Genomic DNA, 21,541 nt, shown 5'->3' on the forward strand with positions numbered 1-21,541 from the left:
CTTAAGTAGATAGTAAAACTAGTTGATAACAATTCATTCTATAACTTTATGAAAGAGACTCTTAGAAAAGTAATTGACAAATATTATGAAATAATAGTAGATTAATAAACAATAATAACATAATTGATAATGAAGATCATTTTCATTTGTGTAATTTTAAAAAGGGAATGATTAAAATGATAAAGTCATCCATATCCTCTCTGCCACGTGAGCTACATACACCATTACAAACATCAAAACACAAGGCTTTAAAATGGGGTGTTTTAGGAATTATATTAGTTCTTCTTAGTTTTGTAATATCAATTGGAACAGGTGCAGTATGGATTAAGCCATCAGTAATCATTGATTCATTCATTTCTTTTCAAAAAGAAAATATTGAACACCAACTTATTAAAGAAGTACGAATTCCTCGGGCTTTAACCGGTGCTTTAATTGGTGCTGCCTCTGCTGTTGCTGGAACAATTATGCAAGGTATTACTAGAAACCCTTTAGCAGATCCATCAATCATTGGTATCACTCACGGCTCAGGCCTTGCTATTGCCATTTCTTTAGCTTTTATCGGTGCTGGATCTTATTGGAATCTACTTATTTGGTCTTTTGCCGGATCAGCAATTGGGGCGATCTTAGTATTATCTTTTTCTATGATCTCAAAAGAACGAATTTCTCCTGTTACATTAACATTGGCAGGTGCAGCCTTAAGTACATTGTTTAGTGCATTGTCAACTGGTATTGCCCTTTACTTCCAAGTAGCCCAGGATCTTAGTTTTTGGTTTGCAGGTGGTCTTTCAGGAACAAAATGGTTACACGTATATCTACTATTACCAACATTACTCATCGGTCTTTTTCTTGCCATGTGGATTAGTCGTTCTTTAACAATATTAGCCATGGGTGAGGAAGTTGCAGCTGGACTTGGACAGTCATTTCGCCAAGTGCGTTGGATCGGCATTATAACCGTTGTTTTATTATCAGGTGCTGCTGTATCTATAGCAGGAGCTATCGGCTTTATCGGTCTGATTATTCCTCACATTGTGCGATTACTTGTAGGTCCTGATTATCGCTGGCTATTACCATTAAGTGCAGTTGCAGGTGCTTTGCTTCTTACGATTGCCGATATTGGAGCACGTATGATCAACCCACCCTTCGAAACACCTGTTAGTGCAGTAACAGCACTTATAGGCGTACCATTTTTCCTTTATCTTTCTCGACAGAAAAGAGGGTATATGTAATGGATTGGAAAGAAGCTTTAGTTCGATCAAAAATTTGGTTAATATTATTTTCATTTCTCATTCTCGTTACCTTTGTTCTTAGTCTTTCAACAGGTGCTTTACCAATTACAATAAAAGAGATGCTTGTCACCTTTTCAGGAGCAGGAACGGCTCAACAAGAGCTTGTTTTATATCAGCTTAGATTACCGAGAATGATCATTGCGATGTTAATCGGGGCAGGACTCGCTCTTTCAGGAGCCATTTTGCAAGGATTATCTCGTAATTCATTAGCGGATCCTGGAATATTAGGTATAAATGCTGGGGCAGGACTTGCTGCTGTATTTTGTATTTATTTGTTTAGCAAAGCCAATAGCACCTTATTTTCTTCGCCATTTTTACTACCTGTTTTTGCTTTTATTGGTGCTTTAATCATTGCACTTTTGATTTATAGCTTTTCATGGAAGGGCGGAATTGAACCAGGAAGACTCCTGCTTATGGGTCTTGGTTTTAATGCTTTATGTGGTGCATTATTAATTATTTTACAATTAAAAATGGATCCTAAAGATTTTCAACAAGCTACTATATGGTTAACAGGTAGTATTTGGGGCACACAGTGGCCTTATGTATGGGCTTTGTTACCCTGGATTGTATTGCTTATACCAATTTCTTTTCTAAAAGCCAGATCGATGAACCTTCTACAATTTAGTGAAACAGTTCCACATGTACTTGGTTTAAAAGTAGAGTCAGAACGTAGAATTCTTTTAGTTCTTTCTGCGGCACTTGCTGGATCATGTGTTGCCGTTGGAGGAGGAATTGCTTTCATAGGACTACTTGCTCCACATCTTGCCAGACGACTTTGTGGGGCTAATTTCTTTAGCTTATTACCATTATCAGCCCTCATCGGTTCTTTTTTATTACTAGTTGCAGATATGATCGGAAAGAATCTACTAGCACCAGCTGATATTCCTGTAGGAATTGTTATTTCTGTTATCGGTGCTCCCTATTTAATTTACATGCTACTTACAAGAAAAGGTGTAGGTATGAATAATTAATATATGTCAAGGCGATTTAAGCCGTATAGGAATAGAAGGTGCTTTTTACCTTCTATTCCTATTTTCAACTTATGACCAAGAAAAAAAGGGTGTTGTTTTTCCACACTCGAGCCGATAGCTCCTGGAGCTAGACACTAAAGCTATGTACAATTTTTACACTTTAAATACTTAGAACATCTTCTATATATCAAAAAGTAGGTGTTCCAAGAATACTCAAGCTTCCTTTGGATGTGTAAATTCTTTCTGACCTAAAACATGATAAGTATCTTGTCGGCTATTGATAATAAAAGAAGGAGAAGGCTTTCCTCGATTAGCTTTATGACCTGCAAGATGAACTTCACTTGTTTCCCATGCTTTCCATGAGCTTTCAGAATCCCAACGAATCATAATTAATACTTCTTCATCTCCTTTTCTTTGTTTTTTCTTTAAAACACTTAAATCTATAAAACCAGGTTGTTGTTCAATGATCCCTTCTCCAGCAAATCGCTCGACCATCTTTTCAGCATTTCCCTCGGTTACAGTGACTGTCTTTAATTGAATAAACAAACAACATTCACTCCTTCCATAAATTAGTATCATTTATCATTATAATCGATAATGATTATCACTATCAATATAAAATATTAAGAATAAAACTTATTACCTATATTATTTTCTTCTTTTAACACACTGTTAGCGTTAATTATCACGATTTTGCTTAATATGGCTGCTCATGGTTAACAGCTGTATTGAGAGCAAATAAAGCTAAGTTAAAGCTTACTTAAGTTCCTCTTGTCATTTTTAGGCACTATACAATTATGAAACAAAAAAACCTTCATTTCTCAGAAGGTTTTTTGTTCAATAATTAATTTTCAAACATCACTCTATCCTTTCCATTACGTTTTGCCTTATATAGAAGAGCATCCGCATGCTGGAAAAAATGGAGCTTACTAAGTCCCTTGTTAAAGTTCTTTAAACCAATACTAACTGTTACTTTCACAGCTTTCATTTCTTCATGGTTTATTTGAGAAATATGTAATCGAATATCTTCTATAAGTTGATAAGTTTCTTCAAGACTTTTGTTAGTTAGTAAAAGAGCAAACTCCTCACCACCATAACGAGCAACAATATCATTTTCAGTTACTTTATCAACAATTGCGTTTGCCAGACGCTTTAATACTAAATCACCAACACTGTGTCCGTAGGTATCATTAATTGTTTTAAAGTTATCAATATCTAGGATTGCTAGCTGTAGAGGCATTTCATATTTTAAGCTTTGTTCAACAAATTGATCTAAATATTCTTGAAAGGTCTTATGATTATATAAATTTGTAAGTGCATCTATTTTCGTCAATCTTTCCATCATCGTACTTTTAACAAGTAATTCCTTTTCCTTCTCAGAAGCTTTCTTGACAATTTGTAGTACTTCATTTCCTCTTTCAAGTATGGCTAAATAAATAAAATAACCTGCGAATAAAGAAAGTAAATAAGAGAAAAATTCGTATTGAGATACAGATTCTCTTATAGCTGGAAATATATAAATAACCGATAAAGCAACCATATTAACAACCAAACTAAAAAGCAGCTTACTTTTGTCAAAATAAATTAAAGCCACTGACATTGGCAATAACAACATAACCTGTAATCCAGGAACATCAGGATGCGTCAAAATAATAACAAGAGCTACCAAAGTACCAGAAATGGTCAAAAACTTAGAGCTATATATCTTCTTTATTTTTATTATATAAACACAAATCAGCATAATTAGTAGCTGTACACTTGTTGGTAGAATTATTTTATATACAAGAAATTCACTTACCCAATCTGGGTAGTTGAGATAGGTAATAAATAACCCTACACATTGTCCTAATACAGAAATGATCACCATTAACCAATAAAATCCGAGGATTTTCTCAAACCATTGTTTATAATCCATTCTTGATAGATTATGATATTTCTCCATTGAAAATCCCTTCCTTCAACATAGCTATCTACTAACTGTTTTATTGTCCATTATACACCTAAAATAGGTCTATACACCCAATAATATGAAAATATCAATTCTGACTTTTTCGACAAAAAAATTACTTTTCCTTTCTTCAAGTAGATATTAAGAGTCAAATTACCCATGAAATTCTCGTCAACTATATTATTCAAATAGTGAAACATTTAATTCTTTATTACAGCAATGAACAAGCATAGCATGTAGCTGTCCTCTATGATGATAAAGATGTGCTAAAATCTCTAAAAGCCATTCATACCTTGTATAAGAAACACCCCAATATGATGTTACTTTCTCTGAAAGATCTACCCCTGACAAACTTAAATAATGCTTTTTTAATTGAAGAAAGTTACGATTTATAGCTATTTTCATTTCACCTATTGAAATATATGAAGCACTAGTATAATAGTGTTTCATTTCTCTTTCTGACACAGAGTTCCCAATCATTAAATCCGCCTCACAAATATTTGTTAGATGTTCTAATAGCTCACCTATTGATGCTTTGTTTGAAGTTGGTCTAATAGTAAGGTCAGAATTGTCTAACTCATCCATAATTTGTATCAATGTTTCTATTGCAACTTCAATCTGATGTAAAACACTTTGAACGTAATTATTCATTTCAGCCAACTCCGTTTAAGTTTAGGATAAAATCTATTAAGTTGTTCACAGAAAGTAAGACTACTTGTTTTTATAGAATACTCAAATTAAAAACAATTAATTAGATAAATATATTAAGATTTTACAGAAATTTGTCGATATATAGGAATATAACACCAAATCTTTTGTATTGAGGAGATTCAAAAATGATCGTTAAAATTTTTAGAAATATCAAAATAGGCTGGAAGTATAGTGTAGCATTAATTTTTTCAATAGCTCTATTTGGAATATCGGCATTGATTATTTTCGGACAAATGCAAAATGTAAGCGATGAGCTTAATGCATTGGAAAGACGAAGTGAAAGAGCAGTTAAAACAGAGGAAATGTCCGCTCTCTTTTCTAGTAAAGATATTAGAATTGCAGATTATATCAATAACCGAAATGATAACTATATTAAAGAATTCGAAGATAGAAGAACCGAGTTCAATACCTTACAAGAAGAACTTCAAAAATCTATTGATACAAAAAAAGAAGAAGAATTATTTAATTTAATCGCAAAAAATGACCAAAAAGTAAACGACATTTTCTTGAATGAAATCGTACCTGCAGTTAGTAGCGGAAATACAGCTGCTGTGTTATCAAACAGAGAACATACACAAATTTTAAGAAGTGCTTCAGTTAGATTATTAGATGATTTAAGAGAGCTTATTAATGAACAACGTGATGCTGCAATGGCTAATACTAAAAATAGTATACAACAATCAATCTATACGTTAATCATTTGTATTTCTATTTCTATCATTGTGGGAATTGTTATCGTACTTATTGTTAATCGTATTGTACAAAAAGGATTAAATTCAGTAATTGATATGGCTAAAGAGATTTCTGAAGGCAATTTATCAATTGAAGAAAATACGTATTCTGGAAAAGATGAAATTGCTCAACTTAGTACAGCGATGAATGAAATGCTTGTTAACTTGAGGGGTATGGTAAATCAAATATCTAATGTGTCAGAAGTAGTATCTAGTCAAAGTGAGGAATTAACTCAGTCTGCAAATGAGGTAAAAGATGGAAGTAATCAAGTGGCGGCAACTATGCAAGAACTTTCCGCTGGTTCGGAGTCACAAGCAAACGCTTCAACAGATCTAGCTGAAACGATGATCTCATTTATTGGCAAAATACAAGAATCTAATTCTTACGGTGAAAACATTGTCACATCTTCTCATGCTGTTTTAGGATTAACTGAAGAAGGAAGTACTTTAATGAGTTCTTCTATAAATCAAATGCAAAATATCAATCATATAGTCAAGAGTTCTGTAGAGAAGGTGAAACAGCTTGATACGAAATCAAAAGAAATCTCTAATTTAGTAGGTGTTATTCAATCTATTGCTGAGCAAACAAATTTACTTGCACTTAATGCAGCAATCGAAGCCGCTCGAGCAGGTGAACATGGAAAAGGCTTTGCTGTTGTTGCTGATGAAGTAAGGAAATTAGCTGTAGAAGTATCAGATTCAGTAGCGAATATTACCGGAATTGTTGAGAGTATTCAAGTTGAATCCAATAACGTTGTATCAACTTTAGAATCTGGATACGAAGAGGTGGAAAAAGGAACGTCTTCTATCCAAACAACAGGTAAAACCTTCGAGGATATTAAAGCTGCTATATCAGCTGTTGTCAATCAAGTCCAAGATGTATCAAATCGATTAAAAGAAATTGATCAAGATTGTGGAAATATGAGCCATTCTATTGATAATATCGCATCTATTTCTGAAGAATCAGCAGCAGGAATTGAACAAACATCTGCTTCTATTCAACAAACAAGCAGCTCAATGGAAGAAATATCCTTTAGCGCAGAGCATCTGTCAAAATTAGCAGAAGACCTTAACGGATTAGTGAGAAAGTTTAGATCGTAATATTAAATAAATGTAGATGACTCAAAGCAAACATTTTATCGCTATTGAGTCATCTTTTATTATGTAGAGAAAGACCTTACAAGAATAATTCCCTTAACACAGTTTAAAAAGCATAATGATATAATCCATAATATAATGGACCTATAAGTATCACTAACATTAGAAATGATAAAACGATCCTGACAGCCTTTGGTATATCCTCAAAATCTTCATCTTCATAATGATCTTGTATAAACAGTCCAAAAAAGATGTCCCAAGCAATCCCTCCAAAGAAGACTATTTTCCATACAAGGGGTGTTAATATTTGTATATTCGTAACAAACCCAAATAACCCAATCCATGTGATAATTGAAATAACAAAATCAACCTTCGTTAATGTTGTTTTATACATACCTTTAATAAGAAAAAAGATTGCAGTTGTCCCTAAAAGCCCTAAATATATAATCCATAAAATATTCCCATTCATTTTTTCTTCCTCTTTCTATCTAATATTTACTAAACTTACTAAAACTAGAAATTAATTCTTAAAAAAAAGAAGATTTCTCAAAAAAGACATAAGTAAAAAAGACTATTTAATTTATTTATCTCATATAACTAGTATAATAGATATAGTACTATATAAGACAACATACATGGGGGAAAAATAATGACTACAACAATGACTATACACGATAAAGGAAAAGCTCAGGATGATCGACATCTACTTGACTCAATTATTATGGTTATTCCAATTATTCATTCAATGCTTCCACACATCGCTATCGGTGTGACAAATACTGAAGAATGGATTGCATATTATCCTGGTAAAAAGATCGATATTGGAGCAAGACCCGGTCATAAAATTAATCCTAGAGAACCTCTAGCAGATTGTATTAAAAACAGGAAAATCATTCGAACAGAAGTAGATCCTGAATTTTTCGGATTTCCATTTACAGGTTTAGCAACACCAATCATCGAAGGAAATAAAGTTGTTGGAGCTATTGCTATTCAAATCCAAGAACAAAATGAGAAAGAATTACGTCGAATTTCAGATCAAATAGTTATCTCTATTACTCAAGCAAATAACCGTGTAACAACAATTGCAGAGGGAGCTGACGATCTCTCTCAAACGAGCAACACCCTTCTCTCTCAATCTAAAAAAGCAAAGGAAGAAGTTAAGAACACAGATGATGTTTTAACTTTCATTAAAAGAATTGCTGATCAAACAAACCTATTAGGATTAAACGCATCAATTGAGGCTGCACGTGCAGGTGATATGGGTAGAGGTTTTGGAGTTGTAGCAAATGAAATTAGAAAGCTTTCAAATGAGACAGTTTCCTCAACAGAAAAAATCCGTACAACACTAACAAACATACAAACGTCAATGGATGAAATATCAGCCTCCATTGAAAAAGTTGTAGCTGTAGGCAAAAACCAAGCCGCATCAACAGAAGATATTTCAACCTTCATCGATGAAATCGAAAAAATGAGTAAAGACTTAAATAAATATGCATCAGAGTTAGGCTAATCATTTTCATACACTAAAGGAGCAGAGATATCTATGCTCCTTCTTTTATATAATAAAAAGGCTTTCCCATTTATCAACAAAATTAGAATTTATTAATTTTGTAAACCATTACGGTTTTGGAAGGAGAAAATACAACCTCCCCTTCTATAGAAAGCTCTGTTGCTAACTCTTGAGTTAATTTTTCACCATTCGCATTATGAATGGCTTCCATTTCTGTAGCATTTGGCATCAAAGTATCTGTTGACCAATCAATCCATTTTCCATATTGGCTAATCCAATCCATTAGTTTTTCCTCCAGGTTTTTTGATATCTTAAAATCCTCTATATCTAAATTGTAACCACACTGATTACACCAAATTGGATCTGCCCCAATATCTGCTTCGACCTTAAATTCATGTACTTTATTTACTCCACATCCACATTCCATATTAATACCCACCTTTTAAAGTTTATGTATATCAGTATACAGTTTCACACCAATTACCTCAGTCAATAATTGATCATTCTGTTCATTACTTATTAACGTTTTTTCTGTGTATTGTTTTCTTCAAGTTACGATGGAGATCATAGTCTACGAAAAACTCTATTAAAAAACCACTCACAAATTGAGTGGTTTTCATACTTATTATAATCTAAATTTACTAACAACTGATTTTAATTCTTCTGCCATTTGCGTTCGGCCTATAAACTACAAATGGTAGTTAATTACTCCCTGCTATTTTTTTATCCAAAAAGTCATTATAACTTTCAACATAATAAGGTGTTTTATCTTTCTCAAGAATAATAAAACCAGTACTATCATTAAATCTCATTTTCTCATGAGCTTTTCTGAAAGAATCATCAACCTTATAATAAATTGTGAGACCGCTAACTGACTGATCTTCCTTAAATTCATCAATACTCTTCTTAAAATAAGTTGTAGTATTTTTTTCATCTTCATATCCTACAACGTAATATTCATTTTCACTTTCTGGTATAAAATCAATGAATTCCTTCGGTATTGTATTTGCGCTTGTACAGCCAGTTAAAATAAGTAAAAAAATTAGGAATATTAATTTGCATCTCATATTTAATTCCACCTTATTTCTTCTGTAATAAATCTAATAGCTTATATTGAAACTCTTGAAACCAAATCGTGAAATAGGTCATCTGATCAAAATATAGTAAAATACCAAGAATAATCATGACAAATCCACCAATTTTCATAAACATTCGTGAGTACTTCAAGATGAATTTCGTTTTGCTAATAAAAAAAGCCATAATAATGAAAGGTAAACAAAAACCAAGCGAATAGCCAGTAATATTGATCATCGCTTGTGAAGGATTCAAAGCACTCGTATACATAATAACACCAAATATTGGACCGATACATGGAGTCCAACCAGCTGCAAAACCTAGACCAATAAAGAAGGAATTTATATAACCAATCTTCCTTTTTTTCTGTGATCGAGTATCCTTCAGCATAAATTTCGGCTGAAAAACTTCCAGCATAAACAAACCCATTAAAACAATAAATATACCACCTAACATTCTAATTAAATCTTGGTACTCTTTGAAAATAGCACCAACACTACTCATCGAAAATCCTAATATATAATAAATAACAGAAAATCCGATCGAAAAGAATACAGAATGTGTAAGAATCGTTTTTCTATGTAAATTGGACTTCTCACCCTTTAACTCACTTACTGACATACCAGTAATATATGAAATAAACGATGGATAAAGCGGTAAACAACAGGGTGAAATAAACGCCAACAACCCTCCACTAAAAGCTAATAAAAAAGTCATATTTTCCATATAATCCCTCCTAACACCCATTATAAAGAAAAACTAAGCAAAAAAAGGCTAAAAAGATGAACGTTTTATAACGAATGGATTTGGGGTGTTGTTAATAGCTGTTACAAACATTCTATTTCTAGACAAAGGCCTTAAATTGTAAATGTACACCTAGATTGTCTTCTCCTCCATTACAAGTATCATGGTGTAAAAAATAATTTTTAAATAGAAAATGGTTGAAGGTTATAATTTTTATAATGAAATGACAAATATTGAAGTTAACAGAAGAAAAAGAAGAAATAAATATTATGTTTTGACGTGGATTAAATGACAGATATGCATTAGGAAACCTAACAGGTGCTGCTAATGAAAAATATTGATTTTTCTTCATTTTATAATTCCCAGTTGAATAAGAAATGATTATTAATGCGACACCACAAACTGCATAAACGATTGCGAAACTAATTAAAATTCTTCTATTGACAGTGTGATGATCAAAAAATTAAAGACCTACTCTAAAGATATTGTTTTAGTGGAGACTATTTAGGTTGATTGGAGCGGAAGGTGCGAGACTCCTGCGGGTGCAGCGGGACAGGTGAGATCCCACAGGCGCTGTGCGCCGAGGAAGCTCACCGCCCGCCCCGCGGAAAGCGAGCATCCTGTAGCAGAAATCAACTATCACAATACTTATATTTACCCCTACGTCCTATCTACTATACTCTTTATATGCTTTTCTATCTTTATAAAAATCTAAACAGCCCAAAAACTCATTAGCTAATATCTCCATTTTCTCCAAATCATTTCTAGTCACAACAGAATCGGCTGGATCCCACCTCACCGTTCTAACAAAATAATAATTTTTTATCGGTGCAAAAATAACTTTTGAAAAAGGATAGTCATCAAACATAAATTCAATAGTACCTCGTCTTTTATAGGAATGATTGATAATTTTCATGAATAACTTTCCACACCTTTTATCTTGTTGGTTTAGTTAACCCTGCTTATTTAAAAAAGAGATAGCTGCATATCTCCATCTTCATGATCGTTACTATCTTCTACATTTTCCTTACCTATGGGTTCAGGTTCCTGAAGCACCTTTGACACAACCTCATATCTACAATCATTTTGATCTTTCTCCAATGATTTCAATACTTCACTCTTCATTAATTTCTCTAGGTAAAGAACAACCTCAACATATAGCTTAGGTCTGCCTGTAGAATATTGTTTATCAGAAAAACCATAGTTTTCGATTAGCTCATTACATAATGTCATAGCGGAAATTTGGTCATGCTTTTCTATATAGCTTGCAATATCTAAATATAACTTTTGCTTATTCATATGGCCCACCTTTTATCGTTCTTCCTTTATTATACCGTACTCTTTATCCAACAAAAATAAGCAGGTTTATACATTTTCACTTACTGTATTATCTTCAACCTTCTGAGGTGTTGAGTTTAATAAATAAATGCCAGCTATAACAAGAGATAGCCCTAACATCTTGTATAAATTAAAGCTTTCTTGAAAAAGTATAACACCTATTAATGCTGTAAGAGCAGTGCCTAAGCCTGACCATGTTGCATAAGCTGATGACAAAGGTATTGTTTTAAGAGCATAACTTAAAGCGAAGAATGCTAGTGAAAATCCAACAATTACACCAATTGAAGGTATGAAATTTGTAAAACCATTTGATAGTTTTAACATTGTTGATCCAAAAACCTCTGATAGCACAGCGATCATTAAAAATAGTATCCCCTTCATATTTTCTCCTTCCTTTCTTAATTACTCATATTCATTAGTACTAAACCAACAACTAGTAAACCTATACCTACAAACCCTTTTTTACTGATTTTTTCCTTAAAAAGAAAAACACCTATACAAACTGTGAAAATAGTTCCAATACCACTCCATGTAGCATAAACGATACCTAAGGGTAGTGTTTTCAATGTAATGGAGAGTAAATAAAATGCCAATCCATAACCGATAACAACACATAGTACAGGAATTAATTTTTTAAATCCATCAGAAAGTTTTAACATAGTTGAACCAAATACCTCAAGTAGGATTGAACAAAATAATAATAGATAGGCCATTAACTATACCTCTTCAAGCTTTCCCAGTAAATATTTGATAAGATGAACAGCTTCTTCTTTTTCAATAACATCTAGTTGAAACATGCTTGAAAACCATAGTCCATCACAAACAAATCGTATAGTTAATACTTCTTCTCGTTTTACCTTTTCTCTCTTGAAATCAAGTTCCCATTGTTCATATTGCTTTTTCCAAAGTGTTAAGGCTTCTATATTATTTGCCAATGAAGCTAATAAACTTGAGTTTAGTAATATATGATTTGAATCTCTAAGTTCATTTAGTGTTGCCAATGCATAAGCTCTTAAAAATCTCCCGTTTTCTTCTTTTATATTTACCATTTCTAAATCAATCTTCTTTTTGAACTCCTCTAAAGCATAAACATTGAGTGCTGTTAATAACTCTTCTTTGTTAGGAAAATGATAAAGTAATCCGCCCTTACTAATTCCTGCTTCTTTTGCGACCATTTCTAATGTTAATTTATTTAACCCAAGATTAACAATAACTCTAGAAGCCGCTTCTAAAATCTCTGATTGTCTACTCATGACCAGCACCTCACTTCAACTGTACCGTCTGGACGGTTTTGTAACTAGTTTACAGTCTTACATTGCCTATGGTCAATCGTTTATCTAAGCTGCTGGCATCCTCTTTTATTCATATTCATTATTAATAAATAAGGCAAAATAACATGTCAAAATAGTTTTTTTAGTATCTTCTATTGAAATGTTCTACATAATGACATTATAATAATGAATTCGTCAAAAAATTATATCTATTTTTCTTAATCAAGATCTAGAGTAATATATTTAAATATATCGGAAATATTTTTTTATTGCTGCAAATATATTTTGCAGGTTTCTTACATCAAATTAAGGTATATAACCAACTTGTCACTTGGCACAAAACTTGCTTATTAATTTTTATATATTATGACTATTCAAAAAAGGGAAGGGGCTTAAATATGATTAAACACACTACTACAACAAGGGGTGGTATTCAATGGATAAACGCTTAAAAAAGGAAGAAGTATATACAACCGGAGACTATTTAAAATTTATCCTACCATCGTTAATAGGAATTTTCCTTTTTGTTATCCCTTTGTCAATCAATGGGGAGTTTACAATATCAGTTGCATTAATGGCTGGATTTGTCCAAACTGCTTTTGGAGAAGCGCTTCCTTATATCGCAACTATTCTTATTACCATTGCTGCTCTTTTATCTCTTTTTACAAAGATAATTCAGCCCAGCTTAATCATTAATAGATCGTTTTTAAATAAATTATTCAATGTTTCTTGGATTTGGCAAATAACAAGATTATTAGGAATGATTTTCTCCATCATCGCCTTGTTTAAAATAGGTCCTAACTCTGTATGGAGTGAAGCAACAGGTGGGCTATTATTGTTCGATTTGATACCAGTTCTATTTTCAGTATTTCTGTTTGCAGGATTATTTCTGCCCCTGCTTTTAAACTTTGGCTTACTAGAATTATGTGGGGCATTATTTACGAAAATCATGCGCCCTTTATTCACCTTACCAGGACGATCTTCGATAGATTGTTTAGCATCTTGGTTAGGAGATGGAACGATCGGGGTTCTTTTAACAAATAAGCAATATGAAGATGGTTATTATACCAAACGTGAAGCAGCAGTTATCGGTACAACTTTTTCAGTTGTATCGATAACCTTCACAATTGTCATTATGTCATATCTTGACCTTGAAAAATATTTTTTTTCATTCTATTTAACAATTGTTATAGCAGGGCTTGCATGTGCTTTTATTAGCCCAAGAATTCCACCTTTATCTCGTAAATCTAACACACTTTATAATGAAACTGAAAAAATCGATGAAACAATTCCTTCTGATATTTCTTCAATTAAGTGGGGTTTGCAACATGCTATCAAGCAAGCTAGAGGAAATAAATTCACCACTAATCTTAAAGGAGGAATTGAGAACGTACTAGACATGTGGCTTGGTGTTCTTCCTATTGTTATGGCAATTGGGACACTGGCTTTGATCATAGCAGAATATACACCTTTATTTAAAATACTAGGATATCCGTTTATTCCAGTATTAGAGCTCATGCAAATCCCTGAAGCTTCAGAGGCTTCACAAACAATGCTAATTGGTTTTGCTGATATGTTTTTACCGGCTATTATCGGAAGCGGAATTGAAAGTGAGATGACACGATTTGTAATCGGCTGTTTATCTATCACACAATTGATCTACATGTCAGAGGTTGGTGGGCTTCTTCTTGGTTCAAAATTACCTGTTTCATTTTTAGATTTAGTTCTTATTTTCTTACAACGAACGATTATTTCTTTACCGATTATTGTTGTAATTGCTCATATCATTTTTTAGATTTACAGCATAAAAAAAGAGGATGGGACATAAGTATTTAAGCTAAATAAAAACCCGAATTATTAGGTGATATGTCAATTAAACATTTGCCTAATAGTTCGGGTTTTTATTTGCAGTCTTCAATGTTTTTTGATTTTGCATACTATTTTTAAGAACTGGTGTAATGGAGCGGAAGACATTTGACTCCTGCGGGTACAGAGGAAAGGCTGAGACCCCACAGGCGCGCAGCTTACGAGGAGGCTTAGCTTCCTCCCCGGCGAATCTTATGTCTGCAGCGCAATGAAACGAACTTGTTTCTTTCAACTTAACTGAATTTAGGTTTATTCGTCTTTTTGAATGATTTCTTTAATTATGTCTTAGTATGTTTTATATTTAGATTTTACTTTTATTCATTAAGCTAATACGTTTTTAATTCGTTCGATCGCCCAATCTAATTCTTCTTCTGTTATAACAAGTGGTGGTGCAAAGCGAATAACAGTGTCATGTGTTTCTTTACATAATAATCCCTGTTCCTTAAGTTTTTCACAATAACTTCTTGCTGGTTCTGTTAATTCTACTCCGATAAACAATCCTCTTCCACGAATTTCTTTAATTAGTGGATTGTCTATTTCTTTTAAGCGTTTAACAAAATAGTTTCCTAATTTTAAAGATTGTTCTACTAGGTTCTCTTCTTCTATTACATCTAAGGCAGCAATTGAAACAGCACATGCTAATGGATTACCACCAAATGTTGATCCGTGTGAGCCTGGATTAAACACTCCTAAAACATCACGATTTGCTACAACACAAGAAATCGGAAAAACTCCTCCACCTAATGCTTTTCCTAAGATATACATATCAGGTACAACATCTTCCCAATCACAAGCAAACATTTTACCTGAGCGTCCAAGACCGGCTTGAATTTCATCTGCAACAAATAGTACATTATTTTCTTTACATACACGTGATGCTTCTTTTAGAAAACCGTCTTCTGGTATATTGATACCAGCTTCACCTTGAATAGGTTCAAAAATAAATCCTGCAGTTTCAGGTGTAATCGCTGATTTTAAAGCCTCAACATCTCCATATGGAATTAATTTAATTCCTGGTAACATCGGTCCAAATCCTCTGCGATATTCTTCTTCAGAAGATAATGATACAGCTGACATTGTACGGCCATGAAAGTTACCTTCACATGCAATAATCTCAGCTTTGTTATCAGTTATTCCCTTCACTTCATAACCCCAACGTCTAATCGCTTTAATTGCAGTCTCCACTGCTTCTGCACCTGTATTCATTGGTAGGGCCATTTCTTTTTTAGTTATTCGCGAAATCCTTTCATACCAAGGCCCTAACTGATCATTATGAAAAGCACGAGATGTTAGTGTTACCCGATCTGCTTGATTTTTCAATGCGTCAATAATTTTAGGATGTCTATGACCTTGATTCACTGCAGAATATGCACTTAACATATCTAAATATTTATTACCCTCTGGATCTTCTACCCATATTCCATCAGCTTTTGATATAACGATTGGTAAAGGATTATAATTATTGGCTCCAAATTGTTCGGTTTGCTTAATAACATGTTCTGATACAGTTTTCATTCTAATATTCCTCCTATTTTAATTGGGATTTTTTTGAATAGCTATATAGTAATAAGCAAATTTCATGCCATCATTTTAATGCTTTTGCAGTGAAACTTAAGTAATAAAACCATTAATAAAGAATGTCAGTTAGTAGTTCTATCAGCTTTCGTGCAAAATAATTATCGGTAATTTGAACTCTCTTTTTAAAAGTGCATATTTTCATTGCATTCATATCAACTATCATCTACCCTTGAAGTAGAAATTTTTACTATGGAGGTTAAAGACATTGGAATTAGAGAATATGCTTAAATTGGATGATCTTCAAGCTATATTACATACATTAGTAAATAATATTGATACTGGAATACACATCATTAATCAAGATGGATTAACGATTTTATATAATAAAAAAATGGCTGAAATTGAAGGCATGAATCATAGTGATGTACTCGGAAAAAACATTCCTGAATTATTCAACTTTCAAAAGGAATCTGAAAGTACATTAATGTCTGCATTGCAAACTGGAGCTGTTACTAAATCTTCAAAACAAACCTATTTTAACCAAAAAGGACAAGAAATCACCACCATTAATGATACATTTCCCATATATAATTCTAATAAACAAATAATTGGAGCAATCGAAGTGGCAAAGGATATTACAAACCTAGAACAAATCATACGTGACAATATATTAAATAAAGGTGATACAAAGTTCACGTTCGATTCTATAATAGGTAAATCTGCTAATTTTCAAGAAGTAATTGAAACTAGTAAGCGTGCAACTAGAACAGCTTCGTCTATATTAATAGTCGGTGAAACAGGCACAGGAAAAGAATTATTTGCACAAAGCATTCATAATGGTAGCAAACGCTCTTCAGGCCCATTTATCAGTCAAAACTGTGCTGCCTTGCCAGATAGTCTAATAGAAGGCATATTGTTCGGAACTAAAAAAGGAGCTTTTACAGGATCAATAGAAAGACCTGGATTATTTGAACAAGCCGAAGGCGGCACCATTTTACTAGATGAAATTAATTCATTACATCCTAGCTTACAAGCAAAGCTATTACGAGCTCTACAAGAAAAAACAATTCGACGAGTAGGTGATACAAAGGATAAAAAAGTTGATGTGCGAATCATTGCTACAATAAACCAAGACCCTATTGATGCGATTGCGAATGATCAATTGCGAAAAGACCTTTACTATCGTCTAAGTGTTGTTTCACTATTTATTCCACCACTTCGTGAAAGAAAGTGTGATATACCTGAACTTTCTAAGTTCTTCATTCAAAAATTTAATATCCTGTTTGATTTGAATATCAGAGGAATAAGTAATCATGTTTTTTCACTATTTGATGCTTATGATTGGCCTGGTAACGTACGTGAACTTGAACATATTATTGAAGGAGCAATGAATTTAATTGAACCTGAAGAGGAAATAATCGACTTTCCTCATTTACCTTTACCCTTCAGACAAAAAACAAATTCACTTGAGCCATCTATATCAGAAGCAATGATTTCTGACATGTTTAAAGGTATTGATGATGATAACCTTTCTCTTGAAGACTATATGGTGAATACAGAGAAAAAATATTTGGTAAAAATACTCGAAGACCATGATTACAATATCTCAAAAGCAGCAAAAACATTGGATATAAGTAGACAAAGCCTGCAATATCGATTACGAAAATTCAACTTAAAATAAAATCATAATGTTTTAACAAATGAAAGATCGTCTTTCCCCACCTTTACAACCGGTGGGGTCTGACCCCATTATAGTAATTTTTCGCCGAATAAAGATCCCATTAATGCTACAGCAACTGTAGCTGTGCTGTTACCGTGATCTAAAATTGGATTTACTTCAACGAATTCAGCTGATGTAATTATTTTTGATTCCTCTAAAATTTCCATTGCTAAATGACTTTCACGATAACTAATTCCACCTAATACAGGTGTGCCAACTCCTGGTGCATCACTTGGATCTAATCCATCTAAATCTAGTGATAAATGAACACCATCTGTTTTGTTCTTTAAGTAATCAATTGCTTCTTCCATCACCTTTGTCATTCCTAGGCGATCGATTTCATGCATGGTATAAACCTTTATACCTTTTTCACGAATAAGTACTCTTTCTCCTTCATCAAGGGAACGTGCTCCGATAATCACAATATTTTCAGGCTTTACTTTAGGCATATAACCTGCAATATTAGTTAAAGTTGGATGACCAATACCTAAACTAACAGCTAAAGGCATTCCATGAATATTTCCAGATGGAGATGTATCAGCGGTATTTAGATCTCCATGTGCGTCATACCAAATAACACCTAAATTCTTGTAATGCTTTGAAACTCCTGCTAATGTTCCAATGGCAATACTATGGTCACCGCCAAATACAAGTGGAAAAGACCCTTCCTCAATTACTTCATCAACAGCTGAAGCTAGCTTTTCACTCGCCTTTGATACAGCGCTTAAAAATTTAAGATTTCCGTCAGAAGCCAAAACATGTTCATCCTTACCAGGTCTACCAATCTCGATATCTCCTCTATCATGAATCTCGTACTCTAGCTCTTCTAATCGTTCGACAACTCCAGCATAACGAATTGCGCTCGGACCCATATCCACACCACGTCTAGATTGCCCTAAATCCATTGGTACACCGATAATTGATATATGTTTTTTCACGTTAATCTCCCCCTTACCAGCAATTGTATCGTAGGCTTCATCAATGACTCAACTCAACAACTCCATGTATTTTTATGCGCGTATATACAAAAAATACTATTTTAAAAAACTTATTTTAAGTTAATTTTATTGTTTTAACAGCTCATAATAAAAATTAAATATATTTTAATAAAATAAATGAAAAACAAAAATGGACCAATTTCTAGCTTAATAGTCGGAAAACTTTTTTTACTAACTAGTTTTGTTTGTGATAATCATCACGTTTAAATTTCTCTTTTTAAAGTAAGATAATAAAAAAGAGATGCACAGCTTGGAGTGTGAATGGAATTGGAACAAGAAGCCTTATTGCTTGTAGAGGAACTATCAAATAAGAAGAAAAAAATTTATGATCAAAGTCCATTAAGATACATACTACGATCAATACTCGCTAGTATGTTTATTGGCTTTGGTGTTATCGTTGCATTTAAAGCTGGAAATTTTTTTTACATCGAACATTCACCATTAGCTTATCCGATTGCCGCTCTAACTTTTGGTGCTGCGATCATCTTAATTGCATATGGAGGAGGAGATTTATTTACTGGTAACACTTTTTATTATTCATATACCGCTCTCCGAAAAAAACTAACATGGAAAATGGCATTCAAGCTATGGATCACTAGCTATGTTGGAAATATAATTGGTGCTTGTTTTTTTGCTTTTTTCATCTATGCAACTGGTTTATTTTCCGGTGAATCAACTACTGGGTTTTTATTAAGTGTTGCTGATAAAAAGGTTCACCTTCCAACATCCGAACTATTTTTTAGAGGCATACTATGTAACTGGCTCGTTTGTCTTGCTTTCTTTATACCAATGAGATTAAAAGGAGATGGAGCTAAGCTTTTTACAATGATGCTATTTGTCTTTTGTTTTTTCATTTCAGGCTATGAACACAGTATTGCCAATATGTGTACTTTTGCTATTGCATTTGTTTCAAATCCACCTGATAGCTTTACAATGCAAGGTGTTATCCATAACCTTGTACCAGTTACACTTGGGAACTTTATAGGTGGTGCAGTGTTAATGGGCTGGATGTATCATTTTGTTAATAAACCTTTTATAGAGACAAAAAAAGCTGATTGATTTTATCAGCTTTTTTATGTTATAAGGTTTTTCTTAGTCACTCATACTTGAAAGGTACATTGTTATGGGCTCAAATATAGCCACGCTCGTTTTTTTTATTTACTAATCGTACTATTTGTTTTTTTAGGAAAGATCGTATAACTGAAACTTATAATAAAATCTATCACTAATACAAGTAACCAAATATAGATAACATTATATATTTCCTGTGTTCTTTCCTTATCATCTACAATTAAAACGATTGAAAATAGTAATACATTTCCTATGCCCCATCCTAATAGATGACGAATCCACCCTTTTCTTTCTATACGTGCTCGTTCAATTCCATATCTCGGTTTTCCTTGTGGTTTTGGTCCATTTGCAAATTTGTAAGCAAAACGTTGATCAGCCCACCGTATCATTTGATGACCAAATGCTACAGTCATTCCTATATAATAAGCAGCAATACCATGAAAGAAAGTGGCTTGTTGACCATTTTTCAAGTCAATAATCGAAGCAACAATTAAAATAAGGTCAATAACTGGTGTACATAACAGGAAAGCAGCTCCTAATTTATTCTTCTTAAAAACATACCTTGTTATTAAACCAGCAAGTACAAAAATCCAAAAACCTATTTCACAAAATATAATTAACCAACCAATGTTAGTCATTCTAAAACCCCTTTTTAATACAACTATATTAAAAACAATATAGCACGATTGTATTAAAATCACTAAAACTAATTGAATCTTCTTACCATTGAAAAAGGAGACTAACAACTTGATTAGTCTCCTTACTACTAGCTTTTAAAAATAGCGAATGGTTTTCCGACTGGTAAAATTACTTTTCCAAACTGATTATTTAAAACAACTGCCGCAGATCCATAGAAGGATAATAATGCGATTAGAAGCTCTGCAATCGCTGCTATCATATGAGTAGTTTCAGGCATGATCCCAAGTGTACTTAAAGATAAGCCGATAAATAAGAAATCAATAAATACAAAAATAAAGAATAACACCTTGTGTGTTGCCATTGCTCCAACAGTCATAAAAACACTGAAAATCAAATAGCCGATAAATGCTACACCAAGCTGCTTTGAATCAGCATTAGCAGCTAACTCTTCACCAAATGCACCTAATTGAATTAACCAAGTCATACCAACACCAAACCAAAACAAACCAAATGCACCAAAAGCTGTTGTACCAAATGTATTGTTATGCTTAGAATCAAGGACACTTGCAAATAGTTGAGCTAGTCCACCCAAGAAAAATGCCCATGGTAATATTAATGATGTTCCATCTGTTAACCCTAATTTCTGTGAAGATGCAACAAGAGTGACCATCGCTAGTCCAAATAAACCTAGTGCCGAGGGATCAGCTGTTACAATTTTCACCTGCTGTGTATTTTGCTTACTCATAATTTCCTCCTAATAAAAACATACTTACATAAGATACATAAGTTAGAATCGACTGTCAATCACTTTTATAGAAGTCTAATTATTGCAAAAAAGCCTTTAAATTAGGGATTATTGCTACTGTTGGTATGTAATCGCAATCATTTATTATTCCTTAAAAAAGAAGTTTTCTTGTAGAAAAGAAATATGAGCCACAATAATACTGATTAGATAAATTCCATGATATTATTCTTCTGTTTTGCTATTATATTCCTACTCCATACTCATTGTTTTTCCGTTATTTGCTTTATGTGCAAATATATTTG

General features: G+C 33.0%; 23 protein-coding genes. 7 read left to right on the forward strand and 16 right to left on the reverse strand.

The annotated features are described in order from the left end of the window. Positions 1 to 176 precede the first annotated feature (176 nt). Positions 177 to 1,226 (forward strand): FecCD family ABC transporter permease, encoded by a 1,050-nt coding sequence (locus JOC75_RS08120; RefSeq protein ID WP_204953597.1) that lies wholly within the window; start codon positions 177 to 179, stop codon positions 1,224 to 1,226. Further along, positions 1,226 to 2,257 carry a FecCD family ABC transporter permease gene (locus JOC75_RS08125; protein ID WP_204953598.1) on the forward strand — a complete coding sequence of 344 codons (1,032 nt, stop codon included), beginning with the start codon at positions 1,226 to 1,228 and terminating at the stop codon, positions 2,255 to 2,257. Before JOC75_RS08120 ends, JOC75_RS08125 begins: the two co-directional genes overlap by 1 nt. A 213-nt stretch (positions 2,258 to 2,470) precedes the next feature. Here JOC75_RS08125 and JOC75_RS08130 read toward each other — a convergent pair whose 3' ends face one another. From JOC75_RS08130 to JOC75_RS08140, 3 genes are all read right to left on the reverse strand, one after another. Next, complete coding sequence (locus tag JOC75_RS08130) at positions 2,471 to 2,803, reverse strand: antibiotic biosynthesis monooxygenase family protein (RefSeq protein WP_204953599.1); 333 nt, start codon at positions 2,801 to 2,803, stop codon at positions 2,471 to 2,473. A gap of 298 nt (positions 2,804 to 3,101) precedes the next feature. Next, complete coding sequence (locus JOC75_RS08135) at positions 3,102 to 4,199, reverse strand: GGDEF domain-containing protein (protein WP_204953600.1); 1,098 nt, start codon at positions 4,197 to 4,199, stop codon at positions 3,102 to 3,104. Between the two features lie 186 nt (positions 4,200 to 4,385). Beyond that, positions 4,386 to 4,856 (reverse strand): DinB family protein, encoded by a 471-nt coding sequence (locus tag JOC75_RS08140; protein WP_204953601.1) that lies wholly within the window; start codon positions 4,854 to 4,856, stop codon positions 4,386 to 4,388. A 185-nt stretch (positions 4,857 to 5,041) separates the two neighbouring features. Here JOC75_RS08140 and JOC75_RS24540 point away from each other — a divergent pair, with 185 nt between their 5' ends. Beyond that, positions 5,042 to 6,748, forward strand: a complete 1,707-nt coding sequence (locus tag JOC75_RS24540; protein ID WP_204953602.1) for a methyl-accepting chemotaxis protein — start codon at positions 5,042 to 5,044, stop codon at positions 6,746 to 6,748. A 103-nt stretch (positions 6,749 to 6,851) separates the two neighbouring features. Here JOC75_RS24540 and JOC75_RS08150 read toward each other — a convergent pair whose 3' ends face one another. Next, positions 6,852 to 7,214: a hypothetical protein gene (locus JOC75_RS08150; protein WP_239589370.1), complete on the reverse strand. Its 363-nt coding sequence runs from the start codon at positions 7,212 to 7,214 to the stop codon at positions 6,852 to 6,854. 180 nt (positions 7,215 to 7,394) lie between these two features. Between JOC75_RS08150 and JOC75_RS24215 the strand changes: the two genes are divergently transcribed. Further along, the gene (locus JOC75_RS24215; RefSeq protein WP_204953603.1) at positions 7,395 to 8,255 is read left to right on the forward strand and encodes a methyl-accepting chemotaxis protein; all 861 of its coding nucleotides are present in this window, start codon (positions 7,395 to 7,397) and stop codon (positions 8,253 to 8,255) included. An 82-nt stretch (positions 8,256 to 8,337) separates the two neighbouring features. Here the strand turns inward: JOC75_RS24215 and JOC75_RS08160 are convergent, their stop codons facing one another. The 8 genes from JOC75_RS08160 to JOC75_RS08195 form a co-directional block, all read right to left on the reverse strand. After that, positions 8,338 to 8,682: a hypothetical protein gene (locus JOC75_RS08160; protein WP_239589371.1), complete on the reverse strand. Its 345-nt coding sequence runs from the start codon at positions 8,680 to 8,682 to the stop codon at positions 8,338 to 8,340. A gap of 274 nt (positions 8,683 to 8,956) precedes the next feature. After that, entirely contained in the window at positions 8,957 to 9,322 is a 366-nt protein-coding gene (locus tag JOC75_RS08165) for a hypothetical protein (RefSeq protein WP_204953604.1), read from the reverse strand. A 13-nt stretch (positions 9,323 to 9,335) separates the two neighbouring features. Beyond that, positions 9,336 to 10,055 carry a cytochrome c biogenesis CcdA family protein gene (locus tag JOC75_RS08170; protein WP_204953605.1) on the reverse strand — a complete coding sequence of 240 codons (720 nt, stop codon included), beginning with the start codon at positions 10,053 to 10,055 and terminating at the stop codon, positions 9,336 to 9,338. A gap of 685 nt (positions 10,056 to 10,740) precedes the next feature. Continuing rightward, the gene (locus JOC75_RS08175; protein ID WP_204953606.1) at positions 10,741 to 10,989 is read right to left on the reverse strand and encodes a hypothetical protein; all 249 of its coding nucleotides are present in this window, start codon (positions 10,987 to 10,989) and stop codon (positions 10,741 to 10,743) included. A 50-nt stretch (positions 10,990 to 11,039) separates the two neighbouring features. Further along, positions 11,040 to 11,372: a DUF3895 domain-containing protein gene (locus JOC75_RS08180; protein WP_204953607.1), complete on the reverse strand. Its 333-nt coding sequence runs from the start codon at positions 11,370 to 11,372 to the stop codon at positions 11,040 to 11,042. Between the two features lie 66 nt (positions 11,373 to 11,438). After that, positions 11,439 to 11,792, reverse strand: a complete 354-nt coding sequence (locus JOC75_RS08185) for a DMT family transporter (RefSeq protein WP_204953608.1) — start codon at positions 11,790 to 11,792, stop codon at positions 11,439 to 11,441. 17 nt (positions 11,793 to 11,809) lie between these two features. Next, entirely contained in the window at positions 11,810 to 12,124 is a 315-nt protein-coding gene (locus tag JOC75_RS08190) for a DMT family transporter (protein WP_204953609.1), read from the reverse strand. Positions 12,125 to 12,127: 3 nt separating this feature from the next. Continuing rightward, complete coding sequence (locus JOC75_RS08195; protein WP_204953610.1) at positions 12,128 to 12,664, reverse strand: TetR/AcrR family transcriptional regulator; 537 nt, start codon at positions 12,662 to 12,664, stop codon at positions 12,128 to 12,130. A gap of 454 nt (positions 12,665 to 13,118) precedes the next feature. On the opposite strand from JOC75_RS08195, the gene JOC75_RS08200 reads away from it, so the two are divergent. Then, positions 13,119 to 14,477 (forward strand): YjiH family protein, encoded by a 1,359-nt coding sequence (locus JOC75_RS08200; protein ID WP_204953611.1) that lies wholly within the window; start codon positions 13,119 to 13,121, stop codon positions 14,475 to 14,477. A 392-nt stretch (positions 14,478 to 14,869) separates the two neighbouring features. On the opposite strand, the gene JOC75_RS08205 is transcribed toward JOC75_RS08200, so the two are convergent. Continuing rightward, positions 14,870 to 16,063, reverse strand: coding sequence for an ornithine--oxo-acid transaminase (locus JOC75_RS08205; RefSeq protein ID WP_204953612.1), 1,194 nt, complete (start codon positions 16,061 to 16,063; stop codon positions 14,870 to 14,872). Positions 16,064 to 16,346: 283 nt separating this feature from the next. Between JOC75_RS08205 and JOC75_RS08210 the strand changes: the two genes are divergently transcribed. Next, a complete protein-coding gene (locus JOC75_RS08210; protein WP_204954189.1) occupies positions 16,347 to 17,747 on the forward strand; it encodes a sigma-54 interaction domain-containing protein in 1,401 nt (466 codons plus the stop codon). 68 nt (positions 17,748 to 17,815) lie between these two features. Here JOC75_RS08210 and rocF read toward each other — a convergent pair whose 3' ends face one another. Continuing rightward, positions 17,816 to 18,724 (reverse strand): arginase, encoded by a 909-nt coding sequence (gene rocF, locus JOC75_RS08215; protein WP_204953613.1) that lies wholly within the window; start codon positions 18,722 to 18,724, stop codon positions 17,816 to 17,818. A gap of 327 nt (positions 18,725 to 19,051) precedes the next feature. On the opposite strand from rocF, the gene JOC75_RS08220 reads away from it, so the two are divergent. Further along, positions 19,052 to 19,843, forward strand: coding sequence for a formate/nitrite transporter family protein (locus JOC75_RS08220; protein WP_204954190.1), 792 nt, complete (start codon positions 19,052 to 19,054; stop codon positions 19,841 to 19,843). A gap of 95 nt (positions 19,844 to 19,938) precedes the next feature. Here JOC75_RS08220 and JOC75_RS08225 read toward each other — a convergent pair whose 3' ends face one another. Continuing rightward, positions 19,939 to 20,493, reverse strand: a complete 555-nt coding sequence (locus tag JOC75_RS08225; RefSeq protein ID WP_204953614.1) for a hypothetical protein — start codon at positions 20,491 to 20,493, stop codon at positions 19,939 to 19,941. Positions 20,494 to 20,621: 128 nt separating this feature from the next. After that, positions 20,622 to 21,239 carry an acetate uptake transporter gene (locus tag JOC75_RS08230; RefSeq protein ID WP_204953615.1) on the reverse strand — a complete coding sequence of 206 codons (618 nt, stop codon included), beginning with the start codon at positions 21,237 to 21,239 and terminating at the stop codon, positions 20,622 to 20,624. Positions 21,240 to 21,541: the final 302 nt, after the last annotated feature.

The organism is Metabacillus crassostreae, from assembly GCF_016908395.1.
GTDB classification, from domain to species: Bacteria; Bacillota; Bacilli; order Bacillales; family Bacillaceae; genus Metabacillus; species Metabacillus crassostreae.